We start from the raw sequence: 19,353 nt of genomic DNA on the forward strand, positions 1-19,353 counted from the left end.
CGCAAAATAGCATCAGACTTTTTTATTATTTTATCAAAATAGTCTCGCGGGAACTGTTCGCCGGGGAATTAATCTTTTTCGCTAACAAAAGACCCCGCTTTTATAGCGTAATATGCTTTTTATGGCGTTTATTTTAGTTAATCAATTCGTTTTTTTAGAAATATCCATGCCAATCAAAAGAATAAATAAACGTTGTGAAGTGATGTTGATGATGGGTGATCGGATTGTTGGTGCCAGGAAAATGTTTTTTCATGGAAAAGTAACGAAGATTTTGGATTTGCTGCTAATTTATGCAATATAAAAGCCGTACTGATGTTTTTAGAGGGCTTATAAAGTGAATTTGTGTGATATATGTCACATAAATATTAAAATTCATTGGCAACCGCATTGTATGTCTAAAAGGCTGCGAGTAGAGTTTGCGCAGAATTAGGAAAAATCTTAATTTTTCTCATAGAAATTCACTCTCAGATAACAACGCACCAACAAAGATGTCGCAATCACATTGCATAACGGTGGATTGAGTGCGTGTTAATCAGTCAATTGATTTTGGCTTTTTGTTTGACTTTTGACCGAAATTTTTCCGGCGACTCATGGGGTGCGGCAACGCCGCATGTATAAAAGTTAGTTTTTCAGGATGAACACAATGCATACATCCGAGTTGTTAAAACATATCTACGATATTAATTTATCGTACTTATTGCTTGCACAACGCCTTATTAGCAGTGATAAAGCCTCGGCAATGTTTCGTCTGGGAATGACCGAGGAGATGACCAATTCCCTGAGCGAATTAACCCTGCCGCAAATGGTAAAATTAGCGGAAACCAACCAGCTAATCTGCCAATTCCGCTTCAACGATAACCAGACTATTAGCCGCCTGACCCAAGATTCGCGCGTGGATGATTTACAGCAAATTCATACCGGCATTTTGTTATCCACCCGTTTATTAAATGAGGTGTCCGCATCAGACGAGGCGCCACGTAAAAAAAGGGCGTGACAAAATGAGCGAGAAAAGCATTGTTCAGGAAGCCCGCGATATACAACTGGCGATGGAGTTAATTACCCTCGGAGCCAGGCTGCAGATGCTGGAAAGCGAAACGCAATTAAGCCGTGGTCGTTTGATCAAATTATATAAAGAGCTTCGCGGTAGCCCGCCACCGAAAGGCATGCTGCCCTTTTCAACCGACTGGTTTATGACGTGGGAGCAAAATATTCATGCTTCTATGTTCTGCAACAGCTGGCAGTTTTTGCTACGCACCGGGTTATGTAGCGGTGTTGATGCGGTCATTAAGGCTTATCGTTTATACCTTGAGCAGTGCCCCGCACAAGAAGGTGGCCCCTTGTTGGCGCTGACACGCGCCTGGACGCTGGTGCGTTTTGTCGAAAGCAACATGCTGGAATTAAGCCGCTGTAACTGCTGCGGCGGCAATTTTATTACTCACGCGCACCAACCCCCAGGCAGCTTTGTCTGCAGTTTATGCCAGCCGCCATCACGAGCGGTAAAAAGACGTAAACTTTCTATCAACACTGCCGATATTATTCCACAACTGCTGGATGAACAGGTCAAACAGGCCGTTTAACAGTTCGGTGTGGTAAAAACACTCCAGCAGCGATAAGTGATTATCGCTGCTTTTTTTTGCCCGGGCCCCGGCTGTTTTCACCTCTGATTTGTGACTCCTCGTCATATTTAACAGCAGAAGGATGTACTCGTGCTGATTGTAATAGGTTATCTGGTCGTAATGGTGACGGTATTCGGCGGCTATATGATGACCGGTGGTCATCTTGGCGCACTCTATCAGCCAGCTGAATTTATCATCATTGCTGGAGCGGGGGTGGGAGCTTTTATCGTCGGTAATAACGGTAAGGCCATTAAAGCTACGGTAAAAGCTTTGCCATTACTTTTTCGCCGCTCGAAATATACCAAAAGCATTTATATGGATCTTATGGCCCTGCTGTATCGTCTGATGACAAAGTCACGCCAGCAGGGAATGTTTTCGCTGGAGAATGATATTGAAAATCCGCAAGAGAGCGAAATCTTTGCCAGCTATCCACGCATTTTAGCCAACGCGCTGATGCTGGAATTCATTACTGATTATCTGCGTCTGATCATCAGCGGAAATATGAACTCCTTCGAAATTGAAGCGCTGATGGATGAAGAGATCGAGACTCACGAAAGTGAGGCGGAAATACCGGCCAATAGCCTGGCTATTATGGGGGATTCGCTCCCGGCATTCGGTATCGTGGCGGCGGTTATGGGGGTGGTGCATGCATTGGCTTCCGCCGACCGACCCGCGGCAGAACTTGGCGCGTTAATTGCCCACGCCATGGTCGGAACCTTCCTCGGTATTTTACTGGCTTACGGTTTTATTTCACCGCTGGCGACCGTTCTGCGCCAGAAAAGCGCCGAAACGACCAAGATGATGCAGTGTGTAAAAGTCACCTTGCTCTCAAGCCTTAACGGTTATGCACCGCCCATTGCGGTTGAGTTCGGTCGTAAAACGCTCTATTCCAGCGAGCGTCCTTCGTTTGTCGAACTTGAAGAACATGTTCGCGCCGTGCGTTCTCCGAATGCGCAGCAGCGCGCCACGGAAGAAGAAGTATGAAGCACAATGCGCGCCCCATTATTGTCGTAAAACGCCGCAAGCACAAAGGACATGGCGGCGCGCACGGCTCATGGAAAATTGCCTACGCCGATTTTATGACCGCAATGATGGCTTTTTTTCTGGTTATGTGGCTGATTTCCATCTCCAGCCCTAAAGAACTGGCGCAAATTGCCGACTATTTCCGTACGCCGCTTTCCGCCGCGATTACCGGGGGGCAACGCATTGCCGACAGCCAGAGCCCGATCCCCGGCGGCGGTGATGATGTTACCCGGCAGCAGGGCGAAGTGAAAAGAGAGCCCAATATTGAAACGCTCAGAAAGCGGATGGAGTCCAGCCGTCTCAAGCGCCTGGGCGACAAACTGGATCAGCTGATTGATGCCGATCCCAGGCTGCGCGCGCTGCGTCCCCATCTGCAAATTGATCTGGTGCAGGAGGGGTTAAGAATACAAATAATCGACAGCCAGAACCGCCCGATGTTTAAAAATGGCAGTGCCGAAGTTGAACCCTATATGCGCGATATTTTGCGCAGCATTGCACCGTTACTGAATGATATTCCAAATAAAATTAGTCTGTCCGGCCATACGGACGATCTGCCCTACGCCATGGGCGAACGTGGTTATAGCAACTGGGAGCTCTCCGCCGATCGGGCAAATTCCTCGCGGCGCGAGCTGATGTCGGGCGGCCTGCTTGACGGCAAAGTGCTGCGCGTCGTGGGGATGGCATCCACCATGCGTCTGACGAATCGAGGGCCTGGCGATGCGATCAACCGCCGTATCAGTTTGCTGGTGCTGAATAAACAAGCCGAAGAGGCCATCGTGCACGAAAACGCCGAGAGTGATAATCAGCCAATAAGTCTTCTCCAACAGCCTGCAGCCGTGGAACCGGCGCAGAACACATTACCGCCACAACCCGGTACGAGGTGATAGCGTGAGTATGGATATCAGCGATTTTTACCAGACATTTTTTGACGAGGCCGACGAGCTGCTGGCCGATATGGAACAGCATTTGCTGAATTTGCTGCCCGATGCGCCGGATTCAGAACTGCTGAACGCCATTTTTCGTGCCGCACACTCGATTAAAGGGGGCGCGGGAACTTTTGGTTTCTCCGTTTTGCAGGAAACCACGCATTTAATGGAAAACCTGCTCGACGACGCGCGGCGTGGAGAGATGCAGCTCAGCACCGATATCATCAACCTGTTTTTGGAAACCAAAGATATTATGCAAGAACAGTTGGACGCTTATAAAAACTCACAGCTTCCGGACGCGGAAAGTTTTGATTATATCTGCAAGGCGTTGCGCCAGCTGGCGCTGGAAGCCAAAGGCGAAACGCCAGCACCGCCTGCAAAACTGACGGTTGTTGAAAAAGAGAGTGCCGATGCTGCCCCTGCCTGCGATGGACATTTGCGCATTGCCATCACCGGTCTTAAACCCACTGAACTTGACCTGTTGCTTGAAGAGCTGGGCAATCTCGGCACCCTAAGCGATGTCTCGAAAGGTGAAAGCACGGTCACCGCCACAATAGAAACGACCGTCAGCGCCGATGACATCAGCGCGGTGCTCTGTTTCGTTATTGAGCCGGAACAAATCGAATTTTTGCCTCTTACCGCGACTATGCCAGTTGCCGAAATTGCGGTTGTTGACGCGCCGGTTGCACAGGTCGCCACCCCCCCACAGCCAGTAGCAGTAGCCCCTGCGGCTGCACGTATGGAAAGAGAAACCAAGCCCACGCGCGTCAGCGAATCGAGCAGCATTCGCGTAGCGGTTGAAAAGGTCGATCGGCTGATTAACCTGGTGGGCGAGCTGGTGATCACCCAGTCGATGCTGGCTCAGCGCTCCAACGCATTAGATCCCGTTGAGCACGGCGAGCTGATTACCAGCATGGGACAGTTACAACGTAACGCCCGTGATTTACAAGAATCGGTGATGTCGATTCGTATGATGCCTATGGAGTACGTCTTCAGCCGCTTCCCGCGGCTGGTGCGCGATCTGGCAGGCAAACTGGATAAACAGGTGGAACTGACGCTGCAGGGCAGTTCCACTGAACTGGATAAAAGCCTCATTGAACGCATTATCGATCCGTTAACGCACCTGGTGCGCAATAGCCTCGATCACGGTATCGAAACCCCAGAAACACGGCTGGCCGCCGGGAAGTCGGCAGTGGGTAATCTGATACTTTCTGCCGAACATCAGGGGGGCAATATCTGCATCGAAGTGTCCGATGATGGTGCGGGACTTAATCGTGAACGCATTCTTGCCAAAGCGCTGTCACAGGGCATGGCGGTGCATGAAAACATGTCTGATGATGAAGTCGGGATGTTGATTTTTGCCCCGGGATTCTCCACGGCTGAACAGGTGACAGACGTTTCCGGGCGCGGCGTGGGCATGGATGTGGTGAAACGTAATATCCAGCAAATGGGGGGCCATGTTGAAATTAAATCTCAGGCGCAGGTCGGCACCACAATCCGTATTATGCTGCCGCTGACGCTGGCGATCCTTGACGGTATGTCGGTCAAAGTTTGCGACGAAGTGTTTATTTTGCCGCTTAACGCGGTGATGGAATCGTTACAACCGCAAGAAGACGATCTGCATCCGCTGGCCGGTGGTGAAAGGGTACTGGAAGTGCGCGGTGAATACCTGCCTCTGGTTGAGCTGTGGAAAGTATTCGATGTGGCTGGTGCAAAAACTGAAGCGACCCAGGGCATTGTGGTGATTTTGCAAAGCGCAGGGCGGCGCTATGCGCTGCTGGTCGATCAGCTGATTGGTCAGCATCAGGTGGTAGTGAAAAACCTTGAAAGCAACTACCGCAAAGTGCCGGGTATTTCTGCCGCCACCATCCTCGGTGATGGCAGCGTGGCGCTGATTGTTGACGTCTCCGCGCTGCAGGGTTTGAACCGTGAACAACGCCTGAATGGCCAGGCCGCCTGATCCTTCGGGCTTAAGAACAGGATAAGAAAATGACTGGATTAACCAATGTGACAAAACTGACCGGAGAAACGGTAGGACAGGAGTTTCTGGTCTTCACCCTTGGTGATGAAGAATACGGGATCGACATCCTAAAAGTGCAGGAAATTCGTGGCTACGACCAGGTGACGCGTATCGCTAACACTCCGGCATTTATTAAGGGGGTGACGAACCTGCGCGGTGTGATTGTGCCGATTCTCGACCTGCGAATTAAATTTGAGCAGCAAGGGGTGGAGTATAACGATAACACGGTGGTTATCGTGCTGAACTTCGGCCAGCGCGTGGTGGGCATCGTTGTCGATGGCGTGTCAGACGTGCTGTCTCTGAGCGCGGAACAAATCCGTCCGGCACCGGAATTTGCCGTGACGCTGTCAACGGAATATCTTACCGGCCTCGGTGCTCTGGGCGATCGAATGCTGATTCTGGTGAATATTGAGAAGCTGCTGAACAGTGAAGAGATGGCGCTTATCGATAGCGCAGCGCGCGTGGCATAAATTGTCGCCCGGGTGCGGCGAATGCACTCCCGGGCGACAAAAAACGCGCTATTTAATTGTCGGGCGGAAGCGCTATTGTCAGTCCGCCGCTATCAAAAGCAACTCACGCTTCTACGCGTTCGCCTGCTTCCACTTCTTCTTCCATTTCGCCTTCATTCTTCGACAGCATCGCGGTAGCCACGCCATTTCCCAGCACGTTAATCGCAGAACGCCCCATATCGAGGAAGTGATCGATACCCATCAGCAGTAAAATACCCGCAACCGGAATATTGAAGCTTGGGATGGTTGCTGCCAGTACTACCAGCGCCGAACGCGGCACGCCGGCAATACCTTTAGAAGCCAGCATTAACGTCAGCATTAACACCATAATTTCAGAGAATGTCAGATGGATGTTATAAGCCTGCGCGATAAACATGGAAGCAAACGAGCAGTAGACCATTGAGCCCACCAGGTTAAATGAATAACCAATCGGCAGCACAAAAGAGGCAATATTACGCGAGCAGCCAAAACGGGTCAGCTGATCGAGAGTTTTTGGGTAGGCCGCCTCTGAACTGCTGGTGGTAAATGCCACCAGCACCGGATCTTTGAGCATCGCAATCAGGCGGAACACATCGCGCTTGAGCACCATATAGCCGACGCCAACCAGCACCATACAGGTGAGGATAATCGCGAGGTAGTAGCCGCCAATAAATGAGGCATAGTTCAGCAAAATGCCCAGGCCTTCCGTTGCCACAACCGATGAGATCGCCGCAAAGATGGCCAGTGGCGCAACGTACATCACGTAGCCCGTCACTTTCAGCATAATGTGTGAAACCACATCCAGGGCGGCCACTAATGGCGTATTAAATTTCTCCCCAAGTGAGGCACCCGCAATACCGAAGAACAGCGAGAACACCACAATTTGCAGGATTTCGTTGTTCGACATCGCGCCTGCGATGCTGGTTGGAATGGTATGCGAGATGAACGCTTTCAGATTCATACCGCTGACCGCAAGACCCGTCTGCACATCGCCGGCGGGTACCTGAAGGTTCATTCCCGTACCCGGATGCTGGATAGTCACGATAAACAAACCGACCAGAATCGACAGGATGGAAGAGGAGACAAACCAGACCATCGCTTTGCCGCCCACGCGGCCAATGGTAGAGGTTTCGCCCATCTTCATAATGCCGACCGTCAGGGTGCTGAACACCAACGGGGCTATCACCATTTTGATCAGGCGTAAAAAGATATCGGTAAACAGCGTGATGTTTTCGGCATAGCTTTTAACGTTTTCAGCGGCAGCATATTCGTGAATGGCCGCGCCAGAGAGGATCCCGGCAAACATGAAAAGCAGAATAAATAGCGTGAGTTTGTTTGAGCTGGACAATTGCGTAATAACCCCGTCGGTGAGTAACATTTAATTAACTTATTGAGCTTTATATAATAATTATGAGCACCCAATATCTATTCGGCCCATAAATTGAACCAAAGCGCCGCGGGATTCAACTATTTTTTACTATTTGTCATATTTGTTAATTCAATGATTCTGATGCAACAGGACGATTACAATAAAGGAAACGGACTGAGTTTTGCTGATGCCCTTGTTTTCGCTTAATAAATCACCTTATGACGGGCGCGAATCCGTGGTAGACGTCTTAAAACCATTAGCAATGATAAATTTTTGCGCTAATCCAGCGTACGCCTGGTTTCCGTTAAAGTTCCGTTTCGTGATGCCGATAACACCGATAAGAAATCATTAAAAGGGTGTTATATGTTGAACCGTATTCGCGTTGTCACCATGCTGATGATGGTGCTGGTGGTGTTCGCACTCCTTCAGCTCATCTCTGGCGGAATGTTTTTTAACTCACTCAAACAAAATAACGATATTTTAAAAGTTTCCAAAGAGTTACGCATTCAGCAGTCAGAGCTGGTAAACACCTGGGAGCTGATGCTGCAAACGCGCATTCACCTGAGCCGTTCCGCGGCTCGCATGACGATGGATGCCAGCAATGGGCAAAGCGCGGCCAAAACCGAGTTGCTTAACAACGCTAAACAATCCCTTCTTGCAGCGCAAAAACATTACGCCCGCTTTAAACAAATTCCGGCGATTAATCCCGAACTGGAAGCGCTGGTGCGGGATATTGACAATGACTACCAGAATTACAACCGGGCGCTCGGTGAACTGGTGGGACATCTGGAAAGCGGCAATATGGATGCCTATTTTGCGCAGTCCACCCAGAGTCAGCAAAACGCCCTTGAGAAAGCCTACGACAGCTATATTGCGCTCAATGAGCGCATGTATGAACACGCCTTTATTACCAGTACCCAGGATTACAACTTTGCCAAATGGCAGATTGCTGGCCTTGCGTTAGCGCTGGCGGCGGTAATCGTGCTGGTGTGGTTTGGTATACGCCGCATCCTGCTGCAACCCCTGGCGGTGGTGATTAACCATATCCGGGAAATTGCCAACGGCAACCTCACCGAAAATATTATTTCTACCGGCCGCAATGAAATCAGCGAGCTGACGTCCAGCGTGCGCCATATGCAGCAAGAACTGATTATTACCGTTGGCAGCGTGCGTGATGGTTCAGACGCCATCTACAGCGGGGCGACGGAAATTGCCGCCGGCAACAACGATCTCTCTTCCCGAACCGAACAACAGGCGGCATCACTTGAAGAAACCGCCGCCAGCATGGAGCAGCTCACCGCGACGGTGAAACAGAATGCGGAAAATGCCCGCCAGGCATCGCAACTGGCGCTGAGCGCATCCGAAACCGCTCAGCGCGGCGGCAAAGTGGTTGATGGCGTGGTGAGAACCATGCATGACATCGCGGGCTCCTCGAAGAAAATTGCCGATATTACCGGGGTTATCGACGGTATCGCCTTCCAGACCAATATCCTGGCGCTGAACGCCGCAGTAGAAGCCGCCCGGGCAGGGGAGCAAGGGCGGGGATTTGCCGTGGTTGCCGGTGAAGTTCGTAACCTGGCAAGCCGCAGCGCTCAGGCTGCCAAAGAGATCAAATCCCTGATTGAGGATTCCGTCTCCCGCGTCGATACCGGCTCCGTGCTGGTAGAAAGCGCCGGAGAAACCATGAGTGATATCGTTAATGCGGTAACCCGCGTGACCGACATTATGGGGGAGATAGCCTCCGCCTCAGATGAGCAAAGCCATGGAATCGACCAGGTGGCGCTGGCGATTTCCGAGATGGATCGCGTGACTCAACAGAACGCTTCACTGGTGGAAGAGTCTGCGTCAGCCGCCGCTGCACTTGAAGAGCAAGCCAGCATATTAAGCCAACTGGTCGCCGCCTTCCGTTTAATTAAGGAGCCGGCTGCAAAACCTCCCGTTAGCGTCACCATGCCCGTTGCCCCGGTACTCAAATTGAGTAAACCGGCCGCCAGCGGGCATGACGACAACTGGGAAACTTTCTAAGCATCATTAATGGCCGACAGACGTGTCGGCTGAGGGACTGAGATGTTCAACCGTATCCGAATTTCAACCACGCTGTTGTTAATCTTAATCGTCTGCGGTGTCGTGCAGATTGGTAGTAACGGCCTCTCCTTCTGGGCTTTCAGGGATGATTTTCAGAATTTAAAAAAGGTTGAAGTGGGCAACCAGCAGCGCGACACCTTAACCCAGAGTCGTTCGGCGTTATTGCAGGCCAGCACCGCTCTGAACCGTGCTGGCACGCTCACGGCGCTGAGCTACCCACCGGAAGATATTAAGCGCCTGATGGCGAGCGCTCGTGGCAGCCTGAAACAAGCGGATATGCTGTTTAACCAGTTCCTTGAGATCCCTCTTTTAAATAAAGAAGGTGAGGAGATGATGGCGTCGACCAAACAGAGTTACGCCACCTATCGCGATGACTTACAGCACCAGGCTACCTGGCTTGAAAGCAACCAGCTTTCTGATTTCCTCAGCGCCCCGATTCAGAAATCGCAGGATATTTTTGACGCCAACTTTAACGCCTGGCAGCAAAGCATCAATGACACCGTGGCGGCATCGAGCGCAGACAGCAGGCTGAACTACCAGATCTCAGCGATTATTTTTGCCAGCGTGTCGCTGATTGCCATTCTGATGCTGATTGGCTCGATCCTATGGTCGCGCAGAATGCTGGTACAGCCGCTGGAAGTGGTGCGCAGCCACTTTGAGCACATTGCCGCAGGGGATTTAGCGCACCCGATTAGCGTCTCCGGGCGTAATGAAATTTCCGAGATTTTCCGTAGCCTGAAAAACATGCAGCAGGCGCTGAAAGAGACGGTGAGCCAGGTGCGCCACGGCAGCAGCGCCATGCATACGGGGATCGCAGAAATAGCGGCGGGGAATAACGATCTTTCTTCGCGTACCGAGCAGCAGGCGGCATCCCTCGCACAAACGGCCGCCAGCATGGAGCAACTGACGGCCACCGTTAGCCAGAATGCCGACAACGCCCGCCATGCGGCGCAACTTTCCCGCAGTGCCGCAGACACCGCCCAGCAAGGCGGCCAGCAGGCGGCAAACGTCGCCCGCACTATGCACGATATTGCGGGCAGTTCGAAGAAAATTGGCGATATCACCAGCGTTATCGACGGCATTGCTTTCCAGACCAATATTCTTGCGCTGAACGCCGCAGTTGAAGCGGCGCGCGCCGGTGAGCAAGGGCGTGGGTTTGCCGTCGTTGCAGGTGAGGTGCGCAATCTGGCACAACGTAGCGCGCAGGCGGCCAAAGAGATCAAGGTACTTATCGAAGAGTCGGTCAACCGCGTGCAGCAAGGCTCGCAGCTGGTGGACACCGCCGCTACTACGATGGCGGAAATCGTGCGCTCGGTGACACAAGTTAACGACATCATGGGCGAAATTGCCTCAGCCTCTGATGAACAGCGTCGCGGTATTGAACAGGTTGCGCTCGCGGTTAGCCAGATGGATCAAGTGACACAACAAAACGCCGCGCTGGTCGAAGAAGCGGCGGCGGCAACCGATGCTCTGGCAAACCAGGCTGAACACCTCAGCGGTGTGGTCGCGGTATTTAATCTGGAAAGCGTCGGGCAGGAAGACGCTACCGGAGATTTAGTAACCAATGGGACGCTCGTTACCCTCTGATTGTGACTGAGAAGGCGCTATGACATCACCCCTGTCCCCTGGACAAACGTCATTAATGTTACAGATGACACAGCGTCTACCGCTATCCGACACGCACTTCCAGCGGATATGCCAGTTGATTTACCAGCGCGCAGGTATCGTGCTGGCCGATCACAAACGCGACATGGTTTACAACCGTCTGGTGCGCCGTTTGCGCACCCTGGGACTGGAGGATTTTGGGCATTATCTGAGCATGCTGGAAGCCAACGGCAGTAATGCTGAATGGCAGGCGTTCATTAATTCCCTGACCACCAACCTGACGGCGTTTTTTCGCGAAGGCCACCATTTTCCAATCCTTGCCGAACATGCGCGCAAACGGAGTGGGGAGTACAAAGTCTGGAGTGCGGCGGCCTCGACCGGAGAAGAGCCGTACTCCATCGCCATTACGCTCGCCGATGTGCAGGGGCTGACGCCGGGGCGCTGGAAAGTCTTCGCCAGCGATATCGACACTCAGGTACTGGAGAAAGCGCGCAGCGGAATTTACCGCCAGGATGAACTGAAGACGCTGGCTCCCCTCCAGATGCAGCGCTATTTCATGCGCGGCACCGGGCCACACTCAGGTCTGGTACGGGTGCGCAGCGATGTGATGAACCATATGGAGTTCGCACCGGTCAATCTGCTGGATAAGCAGGCATCCATTCCCGGGCCGTTTGATGCCATTTTTTGTCGCAACGTAATGATTTATTTTGATAAATCGACGCAGCAGCAAATTTTGCAGCGCTTTGTACCGCTGCTAAAACCGGGCGGATTGCTGTTTGCCGGCCATTCGGAAAATTTCAGCAACCTCAGCCGTGAGTTTTTGCTGCGCGGGCAGACCGTGTACGGGCTGAGTAAGGAAAGAACGTGACAAAAATAACCGTGCTGTGCGTCGATGATTCTGCCCTGATGCGCCAGATCATGACCGAAATTGTCAACAGCCACGACGACATGGAAATGGTGGCTACCGCCCCCGATCCCCTGGTGGCGCGTGATTTGATCAAGAAATTTAACCCTGATGTGCTGACGCTGGATGTGGAAATGCCGCGCATGGACGGGCTGGATTTCCTCGAAAAACTGATGCGCCTGCGCCCGATGCCGGTGGTGATGGTTTCCTCACTGACGGGTAAAGGTTCTGAGGTGACGTTAAGGGCGCTGGAGCTGGGGGCGATTGATTTTGTCACCAAGCCGCAGTTGGGTATTCGTGAAGGGATGCTGGCCTACAGCGAAACCATTGCTGAAAAAGTACGCACCGCGGCGAAGGCCAGGCTGGCGGCACGTGCGCCGGCTGCCGCCCCCATGGCGCTGAAAGCCGGGCCGCTGCTGAGCTCGGAAAAATTGATAGCTATCGGTGCTTCTACCGGCGGCACCGAGGCTATCCGCCACGTGCTGCAACCGCTGCCGCTATCAAGCCCGGCGGTATTAATTACCCAGCATATGCCCCCGGGGTTTACCCGCTCGTTTGCTGAGCGGCTCAACAAATTATGCCAGATAACGGTGAAAGAGGCGGAGGACGGCGAACGCGTGTTGCCGGGGCACGCCTACATCGCCCCCGGCGATAAACATATGGAGCTTGCCCGCAGCGGGGCGAACTACCAAATCAAGATTCATGACGGCCCACCGGTAAACCGGCACCGTCCGGCGGTGGATGCGCTGTTCCATTCCGTCGCGAAGTTCGCCGGGCGCAATGCCGTGGGCGTGATTCTGACAGGAATGGGGAATGACGGTGCCGCCGGGATGCTGGCAATGCATAAAGCCGGGGCATGGACTATCGCCCAAAACGAAGCAAGTTGTGTGGTGTTCGGCATGCCGCGCGAGGCCATTAATAGTGGTGGCGTTAGCGAAGTGGTCGATTTAAGCGAAATCAGTCAACAGATGTTGATAAAAATTAGTGCCGGACAGGCAATACGTATTTAACCGAAGGAACTCTATAAATGGCAGATAAAGAACTCAAATTTTTGGTGGTGGATGACTTCTCTACCATGCGTCGCATTGTCCGTAACCTGCTAAAAGAGCTGGGGTTCAACAATGTAGAAGAGGCGGAAGATGGCGTCGATGCGCTTAACAAGCTCAACGCCGGCGGTTTTGGTTTCGTGATTTCCGACTGGAACATGCCGAATATGGATGGCCTGGAATTACTGAAAACCATTCGAGCCCATAGCGCAATGGCGGCGATGCCGGTACTGATGGTGACCGCTGAGGCGAAGAAAGAGAACATTATTGCCGCGGCACAGGCGGGGGCGAGCGGTTACGTGGTAAAACCCTTTACCGCCGCGATCCTGGAAGAGAAGTTGAACAAAATCTTCGAAAAGCTGGGTATGTAAGGAGAGGCATATGCACCCATCGACCCATCCCACAACAGAATTACATACCGCCGGCGATATTATCGTTCGGATAGGCAGCCTCACCCGTATGCTGCGCGATAGCCTGCGTGAACTGGGCCTCGATCAAGCGATAGCCGAAGCCGCGGAGGCCATTCCCGATGCTCGTGACCGCCTGGACTACGTGGTGCAGATGACCGCACAGGCTGCCGAGCGCGCGTTGAACTGCGTGGAGCTGGCGCAGCCTCACCAGAATAAGCTGGAAAGCGATGCCAAAGCGCTTAATGGCCGCTGGGATGCCTGGTTTGCAAACCCCATTGAGCTGGGCGAGGCCCGCGAACTGGTGAGCGATACACGCAGCTATCTCTCGGGCGTTTCGTCACACACCAGTTTCACCAATGCCCAACTGCTGGAAATTATGATGGCGCAGGATTTCCAGGATTTAACCGGCCAGGTTATCAAGCGCATGATGGATGTTATTCAGGAGATCGAACGCCAGTTATTGATGGTGCTGATGGAAAATATGCCCGAGCTGGATGCGCGAGTGAAGCGTCCTGCCGATAGCCTGCTCAACGGTCCCCAATTGAAAACGGGGGCTGCGGGGGTGGTGGCAAGTCAGGATCAGGTTGATGATTTACTGGATAGTTTAGGCTTTTAATACGCCACGCAGTGCCTGAAGGTTGGCACTGCGCATTGCTTAACCCGCAAACAAACCCACAAATCCCCCCGTTTTCCTCCCATTAGCGCTTCCCCTCTCTGGCATGCTGGGCTGGTAATTGTGGCCACGGGATTGTTGCAGTGTCAGAAGAGAGCGACGAGGAAAAAACAGAAGCCCCCACACCCCACCGCCTTGAAAAAGCGCGCGCAGATGGGCAGATCCCCCGATCCCGTGAATTGACCTCGCTGCTGATGTTACTGGTAGGGCTCAGCATTATCTGGCTGGGCGGCGAACCGCTGGCGCGGCAGCTGGCCGCCATGTTGTCCTCCGGGCTGCATTTTGACCACCGCATCATTAACGATCCCAACCTTATCGTTAACCAAATCAGCCAGCTGATAAAACAGGCCGTCTGGGCGCTGCTGCCGCTAATTTTTGGGCTGGTGGTGGTGGCGATTGCCGCGCCGATGCTGCTGGGCGGCCTGCTGTTTAGCGGCAAATCGATGCAGTTTAAGTTCAGCAAACTGAATCCGATTTCCGGGCTGGGGCGGATGTTCTCAGCCCAGGCGGGAGCCGAACTGCTGAAAGCTTTTCTGAAAGCCATTCTGGTTGGCAGCGTCACGGCCTGGTACTTGCTCCGTAGCTGGCCGGAGATGATGCGCCTGATGAGCGAGCCGCCGCTGGCGGCACTGGGACACGCGCTGAACATGGTCGCGGTATGCGGCCTGCTGATAGTCCTGGGACTGACGCCGATGGTCGGCTTTGACGTATTTTTCCAGATTTTCAGCAACCTGAAGAAACTGCGCATGAGCCGTCAGGACATTCGCGACGAGTTCAGGCAGCAGGAAGGTGATCCGCACGTCAAAGGGCGTATTCGCCAGCAGCAGCGCGCCGCCGCCCGCCGCCGCATGATGACGGATGTACCAAAAGCCGATGTGATTGTGACAAACCCGACGCACTACTCGGTCGCATTACAGTACGACGAAAATAAAATGAGCGCGCCGAAAGTGCTGGCGAAAGGAGCAGGCCTTGTGGCACTGCGCATTCGTGAAATTGGCCATGAACACCGTATTCCAATGCTCGAAGCTCCGCCGCTGGCGCGGGCGCTATATCGCCATGCTGAAATCGGGCAGCAAATTCCCGGGCAGCTGTACTCCGCGGTGGCCGAAGTGCTGGCATGGGTATGGCAGCTGCGGCGCTGGCGCATAGCGGGGGGCTTAATCCCGAAAAAACCTGAAAATCTTCCCGTGCCTGAGGCGCTGGACTTTGCAAACGAGAAGGACTCCGATGGCTAACCTGTTGGCGCAGCTGCGCCTGCCGAGCACCATGAAATCCGGACAATGGCAGATCCTTGCCGGCCCGGTGCTAATCTTGCTGATTTTGTCGATGATGGTGCTGCCGCTGCCGGCGTTCGTGCTGGATTTGCTGTTCACCTTTAATATCGCGCTGTCGATCATGGTGCTGCTGGTGGCGATGTTCACCCAGCGCACGCTTGAGTTTGCCGCCTTCCCAACGATTTTGCTGTTTACCACATTGCTGCGGCTGGCGCTCAACGTGGCTTCAACGCGTATTATTTTAATGGAAGGCCACACCGGCGGGGCGGCGGCGGGTAAGGTGGTGGAGGCTTTTGGCCACTTCCTCGTGGGCGGCAACTTTGCTATCGGCATCGTGGTGTTCATCATCCTCGTGATTATCAACTTTATGGTTATCACTAAAGGTGCCGGGCGTATTGCCGAGGTGGGCGCGCGTTTCGTGCTCGATGGGATGCCGGGCAAACAGATGGCGATCGACGCCGATCTTAACGCCGGGTTGATCGGTGAAGAAGAGGCGAAAAAACGCCGTTCCGAAGTGACCCAGGAAGCCGATTTTTATGGTTCGATGGACGGGGCCAGTAAATTCGTGCGTGGTGATGCCGTCGCCGGGTTGATGATCATGGTGATAAACGTGGTCGGCGGCCTGCTGGTGGGGGTTCTGCAACACGGTATGCCGGTAGGCGCGGCGGCAGAAAGCTACACTCTGTTGACCATCGGTGACGGGCTGGTCGCACAGATCCCGGCGCTGGTAATCTCGACGGCGGCGGGCGTTATCGTCACCCGCGTGGCTACCGATCAGGATGTCGGCGAACAGATGGTGACCCAGCTGTTCAATAACCCACGCGTCATGCTGCTGAGCGCCGGGGTGCTCGGCCTGCTGGGCATGGTGCCGGGAATGCCGAACTTTGTCTTCCTGCTGTTTACCGCGGCACTGCTGGCGCTTGCCTGGTGGATGCGTGGCCGCGAAATGGCTTCCCCGGCGACGCCTGCGGCAGCGGTCAAGCCGCAGGAAAACCCACAGGCGGTTGAAGCCACCTGGAATGACGTGCAGCTTGAAGATTCACTCGGCATGGAAGTGGGCTATCGCCTGATCCCGATGGTGGATTTCCAGCAGGACGGCGAGCTGTTAGGGCGGATCCGCAGCATCCGTAAAAAATTCGCTCAGGATATGGGATTTTTACCGCCGGTGGTGCATATCCGCGACAACATGGATCTGCCGCCTGCGCGCTACCGCATCCTGATGAAAGGGGTTGAGATTGGCAGCGGCGACGCTTATCCGGGGCGCTGGCTTGCTATCAACCCAGGTACAGCCGCAGGCACTCTTCCCGGCGAAACTACGACTGACCCGGCGTTTGGCCTTGCCGCCACCTGGATTGAAAGCGCGCTCAAAGAGCAGGCGCAGATCCAGGGCTTTACCGTGGTGGAGGCCAGCACCGTGGTTGCCACGCATCTGAACCATCTGATTGGGCAGTTTGCGCCAGAACTGTTTGGCCGCCAGGAGGCGCAGCAGCTGCTCGACCGCGTCACCCAGGAGATGCCGAAGCTGACGGAAGACCTGGTGCCGGGCGTGGTGACGCTCACCACGCTGCACAAAGTGCTGCAAAACCTGCTGGCCGAGAAAGTGCCGATTCGCGATATGCGCACCATTCTGGAAACGCTGGCAGAACACGCGCCCGTCCAGAGCGATCCCCATGAGTTAACGGCGGTGGTACGTGTGGCATTGGGGCGGGCAATTACCCAGCAGTGGTTCCCCGGCAACGGTGAAGTACAGGTGATAGGCCTGGATGCGGCGCTGGAGCGCTTGTTATTGCAGGCGCTGCAGGGGGGCGGTGGGCTTGAACCCGGACTGGCCGATCGTTTGCTGGAGCAGGCCCAGGAAGCGCTGAAACGCCAGGAAATGCTGAGCGCGCCGCCGGTGTTGCTGGTTAATCACGCCTTGCGTCCGCTGCTGGCGCGTTTTCTGCGCCGCAGCCTGCCGCAGCTCATGGTGCTGTCAAACCTTGAGCTTTCTGAAAACCGCAATATCCGCATGACTGCGACCATTGGAGCGAAATAATGAACCGCCTGTTCATTGTGCTGCTGTTTCCTTTTATCACGCACGCCAGCGCCGAGGGCGCATGGCAGGCGAGCGGCGTGGGGGCGACGCTTAGCCACCGGGGGCTTGCGGCCTCATCCCGCCCCCTGGCGCCCGCCCAGCCGGTTAGCGGCGTAATGACGATGGTCGCCTGGCGCTATGAGCTGACCGGGCCAACGCCCGCGGGCTTAAATGTCCGGTTGTGTTCGGTCACGCGCTGCGTTGAGATCGAAGGGCAGAGCGGTACTACGCGTGGGTTAACTAACGTGGCGGCAAACGAGCCGCTGCGATTCGTCTGGCAAGTGCCCGGCGGCGGTAGACTTTTCCCGCCGCTTAAAGTACGCAGTAACCAGGTCATCGTGAATTATCACTGAGCATCAGGGCCGCACCTGCGTTGCGGCCTTTCCCCTGTTCGATCTCATTTCTAGCCCTATCTTTTGATAAAAACAAACCATTGTTTTATAAATTGGTGAGGCCGGTATCCTGACTCTTTGCAATTTTGCCAGTATTATCAAAGCCGTGGCAAAAACGAAAAGGTATCTCTTCCCCCGTCCTTCTACCTTAGCAGGATAAGATTTTCGCAGACCTGCGGGCATAAGCCGGAACGTGCACGATCCAGTGACAAAAGCAACGGAGTCTGGCGGCAATGAATTCGAAGACATCACAGAGGTTAAGTTAATGATTATTTATCCTGTCAAACACAGCCCTTTACTGCGCCAGCCGCAGCATTTTATCGCCCGGGATGAGCTGAAAACCCTGATCCACAAGGTGACGGATAATCTGATTAATATTAAGGATGAAACGGGCCAGTTCCTGCTGCGGCTGGATGACGGGCGAGTCATTGACACCAAAGGTTGGGCCGGCTGGGAGTGGACGCACGGCGTCGGTTTGTACGGTATGTATCAATATTATCGCCAGACCGGCGATGAGAAGATGCGTGAGATTATCGATAGCTGGTTTGCGGATCGCTTTGCCGAAGGGGCAACCACCAAAAACGTCAATACCATGGCGCCGTTCCTGACGCTGGCCTACCGCTTTGAGGAAACGCGCGACCCATCGTACTTACCCTGGCTTGAAAGCTGGGCGGAGTGGGCGATGTATGAGATGCCGCGCACCGAACACGGCGGCATGCAGCACATTACGCTGGCAGAAGAGAACCATCAGCAGATGTGGGACGACACGCTGATGATGACGGTGTTGCCGCTGGCGAAAATCGGCAAACTATTGAATCGCCCGGAATATGTAGAGGAAGCAACTTATCAGTTCCTGCTGCATGTACAGAATCTGATGGACCGGGAAACCGGGCTGTGGTTCCACGGCTGGAATTATGAAGGCAATCATAACTTTGCGCAGGCGCGTTGGGCGCGTGGTAACAGCTGGCTGACGATGGTTATTCCTGATTTCCTCGAGCTGGTGGATTTACCCGAAAATAATGCGGTGCGCCGTTACCTGGTGCAGGTGCTGGAAAGCCAGGTCGCTGCGCTGGCGAAATGCCAGGATGACAGCGGTTTGTGGCACACTTTGCTGGATGATCCCCATTCTTATCTTGAAGCGTCGGCCACCGCCGGTTTTGCTTACGGCATTCTGAAAGGCATCCGTAAACGCTACATCGGCAAGCAATACGCTGAAGTGGCTGAGAAGGCGATGAAGGGGGTTGTGAAAAATATCTCCCCTGAGGGCGAGCTGTTGCAGGTGTCATTCGGTACGGGGATGGGCAGTAATCTGGAGTTTTATCGCCAGATCCCGCTAACGTCGATGCCGTACGGTCAGGCGATGGCCATTCTGTGCCTGGGTGAGTATTTACGTATTTATCTCTAAGCACATTTTCATCACAAAAGGCTAGGAAAAAGCGTGGTTTTTC

General features: G+C 53.8%; 17 protein-coding genes. 16 read left to right on the forward strand and 1 reads right to left on the reverse strand.

Features of this window, described 5'->3' with window-relative positions:
• Positions 1-643: 643 nt before the first annotated feature.
• The 6 genes from flhD (at position 644) to cheW (ending at position 6,055) form a co-directional block, all read left to right on the forward strand.
• A complete protein-coding gene (gene flhD / locus EHN07_RS04320; protein ID WP_208646977.1) occupies positions 644-994 on the forward strand; it encodes a flagellar transcriptional regulator FlhD in 351 nt (116 codons plus the stop codon).
• Positions 995-998: 4 nt separating this feature from the next.
• Complete coding sequence (gene flhC / locus EHN07_RS04325) at positions 999-1,577, forward strand: flagellar transcriptional regulator FlhC (protein ID WP_124022969.1); 579 nt, start codon at positions 999-1,001, stop codon at positions 1,575-1,577.
• A 129-nt stretch (positions 1,578-1,706) separates the two neighbouring features.
• Positions 1,707-2,600, forward strand: a complete 894-nt coding sequence (gene motA / locus EHN07_RS04330) for a flagellar motor stator protein MotA (protein WP_124022970.1) — start codon at positions 1,707-1,709, stop codon at positions 2,598-2,600.
• A complete protein-coding gene (gene motB, locus EHN07_RS04335; protein ID WP_124022971.1) occupies positions 2,597-3,523 on the forward strand; it encodes a flagellar motor protein MotB in 927 nt (308 codons plus the stop codon). The genes motA and motB overlap by 4 nt, the downstream gene beginning before the upstream one ends.
• A 10-nt stretch (positions 3,524-3,533) precedes the next feature.
• The gene (cheA, locus tag EHN07_RS04340) at positions 3,534-5,525 is read left to right on the forward strand and encodes a chemotaxis protein CheA (RefSeq protein ID WP_124022983.1); all 1,992 of its coding nucleotides are present in this window, start codon (positions 3,534-3,536) and stop codon (positions 5,523-5,525) included.
• 29 nt (positions 5,526-5,554) lie between these two features.
• On the forward strand, positions 5,555-6,055 hold the full coding sequence (gene cheW / locus EHN07_RS04345) for a chemotaxis protein CheW (RefSeq protein WP_124022972.1): 501 nt from the start codon (positions 5,555-5,557) through the stop codon (positions 6,053-6,055).
• Positions 6,056-6,158: 103 nt separating this feature from the next.
• Here the strand turns inward: cheW and EHN07_RS04350 are convergent, their stop codons facing one another.
• On the reverse strand, positions 6,159-7,421 hold the full coding sequence (locus tag EHN07_RS04350; protein WP_124022984.1) for a dicarboxylate/amino acid:cation symporter: 1,263 nt from the start codon (positions 7,419-7,421) through the stop codon (positions 6,159-6,161).
• A 384-nt stretch (positions 7,422-7,805) separates the two neighbouring features.
• Between EHN07_RS04350 and tar the strand changes: the two genes are divergently transcribed.
• The 10 genes from tar to bglB all read left to right on the forward strand — a co-directional run bounded on the left by tar (position 7,806) and on the right by bglB (position 19,310).
• Entirely contained in the window at positions 7,806-9,467 is a 1,662-nt protein-coding gene (gene tar, locus EHN07_RS04355; RefSeq protein WP_124022973.1) for a methyl-accepting chemotaxis protein II, read from the forward strand.
• Between the two features lie 42 nt (positions 9,468-9,509).
• Positions 9,510-11,114, forward strand: coding sequence for a methyl-accepting chemotaxis protein (locus tag EHN07_RS04360; protein ID WP_124022974.1), 1,605 nt, complete (start codon positions 9,510-9,512; stop codon positions 11,112-11,114).
• Between the two features lie 19 nt (positions 11,115-11,133).
• Positions 11,134-12,000, forward strand: coding sequence for a protein-glutamate O-methyltransferase CheR (gene cheR, locus EHN07_RS04365; protein ID WP_124022975.1), 867 nt, complete (start codon positions 11,134-11,136; stop codon positions 11,998-12,000).
• A complete protein-coding gene (locus tag EHN07_RS04370; RefSeq protein WP_124022976.1) occupies positions 11,997-13,046 on the forward strand; it encodes a protein-glutamate methylesterase/protein-glutamine glutaminase in 1,050 nt (349 codons plus the stop codon). Before cheR ends, EHN07_RS04370 begins: the two co-directional genes overlap by 4 nt.
• 17 nt (positions 13,047-13,063) lie before the next feature.
• On the forward strand, positions 13,064-13,453 hold the full coding sequence (cheY, locus tag EHN07_RS04375) for a chemotaxis response regulator CheY (protein ID WP_124022977.1): 390 nt from the start codon (positions 13,064-13,066) through the stop codon (positions 13,451-13,453).
• Between the two features lie 10 nt (positions 13,454-13,463).
• Positions 13,464-14,108 carry a protein phosphatase CheZ gene (gene cheZ, locus EHN07_RS04380; RefSeq protein WP_124022978.1) on the forward strand — a complete coding sequence of 215 codons (645 nt, stop codon included), beginning with the start codon at positions 13,464-13,466 and terminating at the stop codon, positions 14,106-14,108.
• A gap of 140 nt (positions 14,109-14,248) precedes the next feature.
• A complete protein-coding gene (gene flhB / locus EHN07_RS04385; RefSeq protein ID WP_124022979.1) occupies positions 14,249-15,400 on the forward strand; it encodes a flagellar biosynthesis protein FlhB in 1,152 nt (383 codons plus the stop codon).
• Positions 15,393-17,474, forward strand: coding sequence for a flagellar biosynthesis protein FlhA (gene flhA / locus EHN07_RS04390; protein WP_124022980.1), 2,082 nt, complete (start codon positions 15,393-15,395; stop codon positions 17,472-17,474). Before flhB ends, flhA begins: the two co-directional genes overlap by 8 nt.
• Positions 17,474-17,866 carry a flagellar protein FlhE gene (gene flhE / locus EHN07_RS04395; RefSeq protein WP_124022981.1) on the forward strand — a complete coding sequence of 131 codons (393 nt, stop codon included), beginning with the start codon at positions 17,474-17,476 and terminating at the stop codon, positions 17,864-17,866. The genes flhA and flhE overlap by 1 nt, the downstream gene beginning before the upstream one ends.
• A gap of 304 nt (positions 17,867-18,170) precedes the next feature.
• Positions 18,171-19,310 (forward strand): beta-galactosidase BglB, encoded by a 1,140-nt coding sequence (gene bglB, locus EHN07_RS04400; RefSeq protein WP_124022982.1) that lies wholly within the window; start codon positions 18,171-18,173, stop codon positions 19,308-19,310.
• Positions 19,311-19,353: the final 43 nt, after the last annotated feature.

It is taken from the genome of Buttiauxella warmboldiae, assembly GCF_003818135.1.
Classification (GTDB): domain Bacteria; phylum Pseudomonadota; class Gammaproteobacteria; order Enterobacterales; family Enterobacteriaceae; genus Buttiauxella; species Buttiauxella warmboldiae.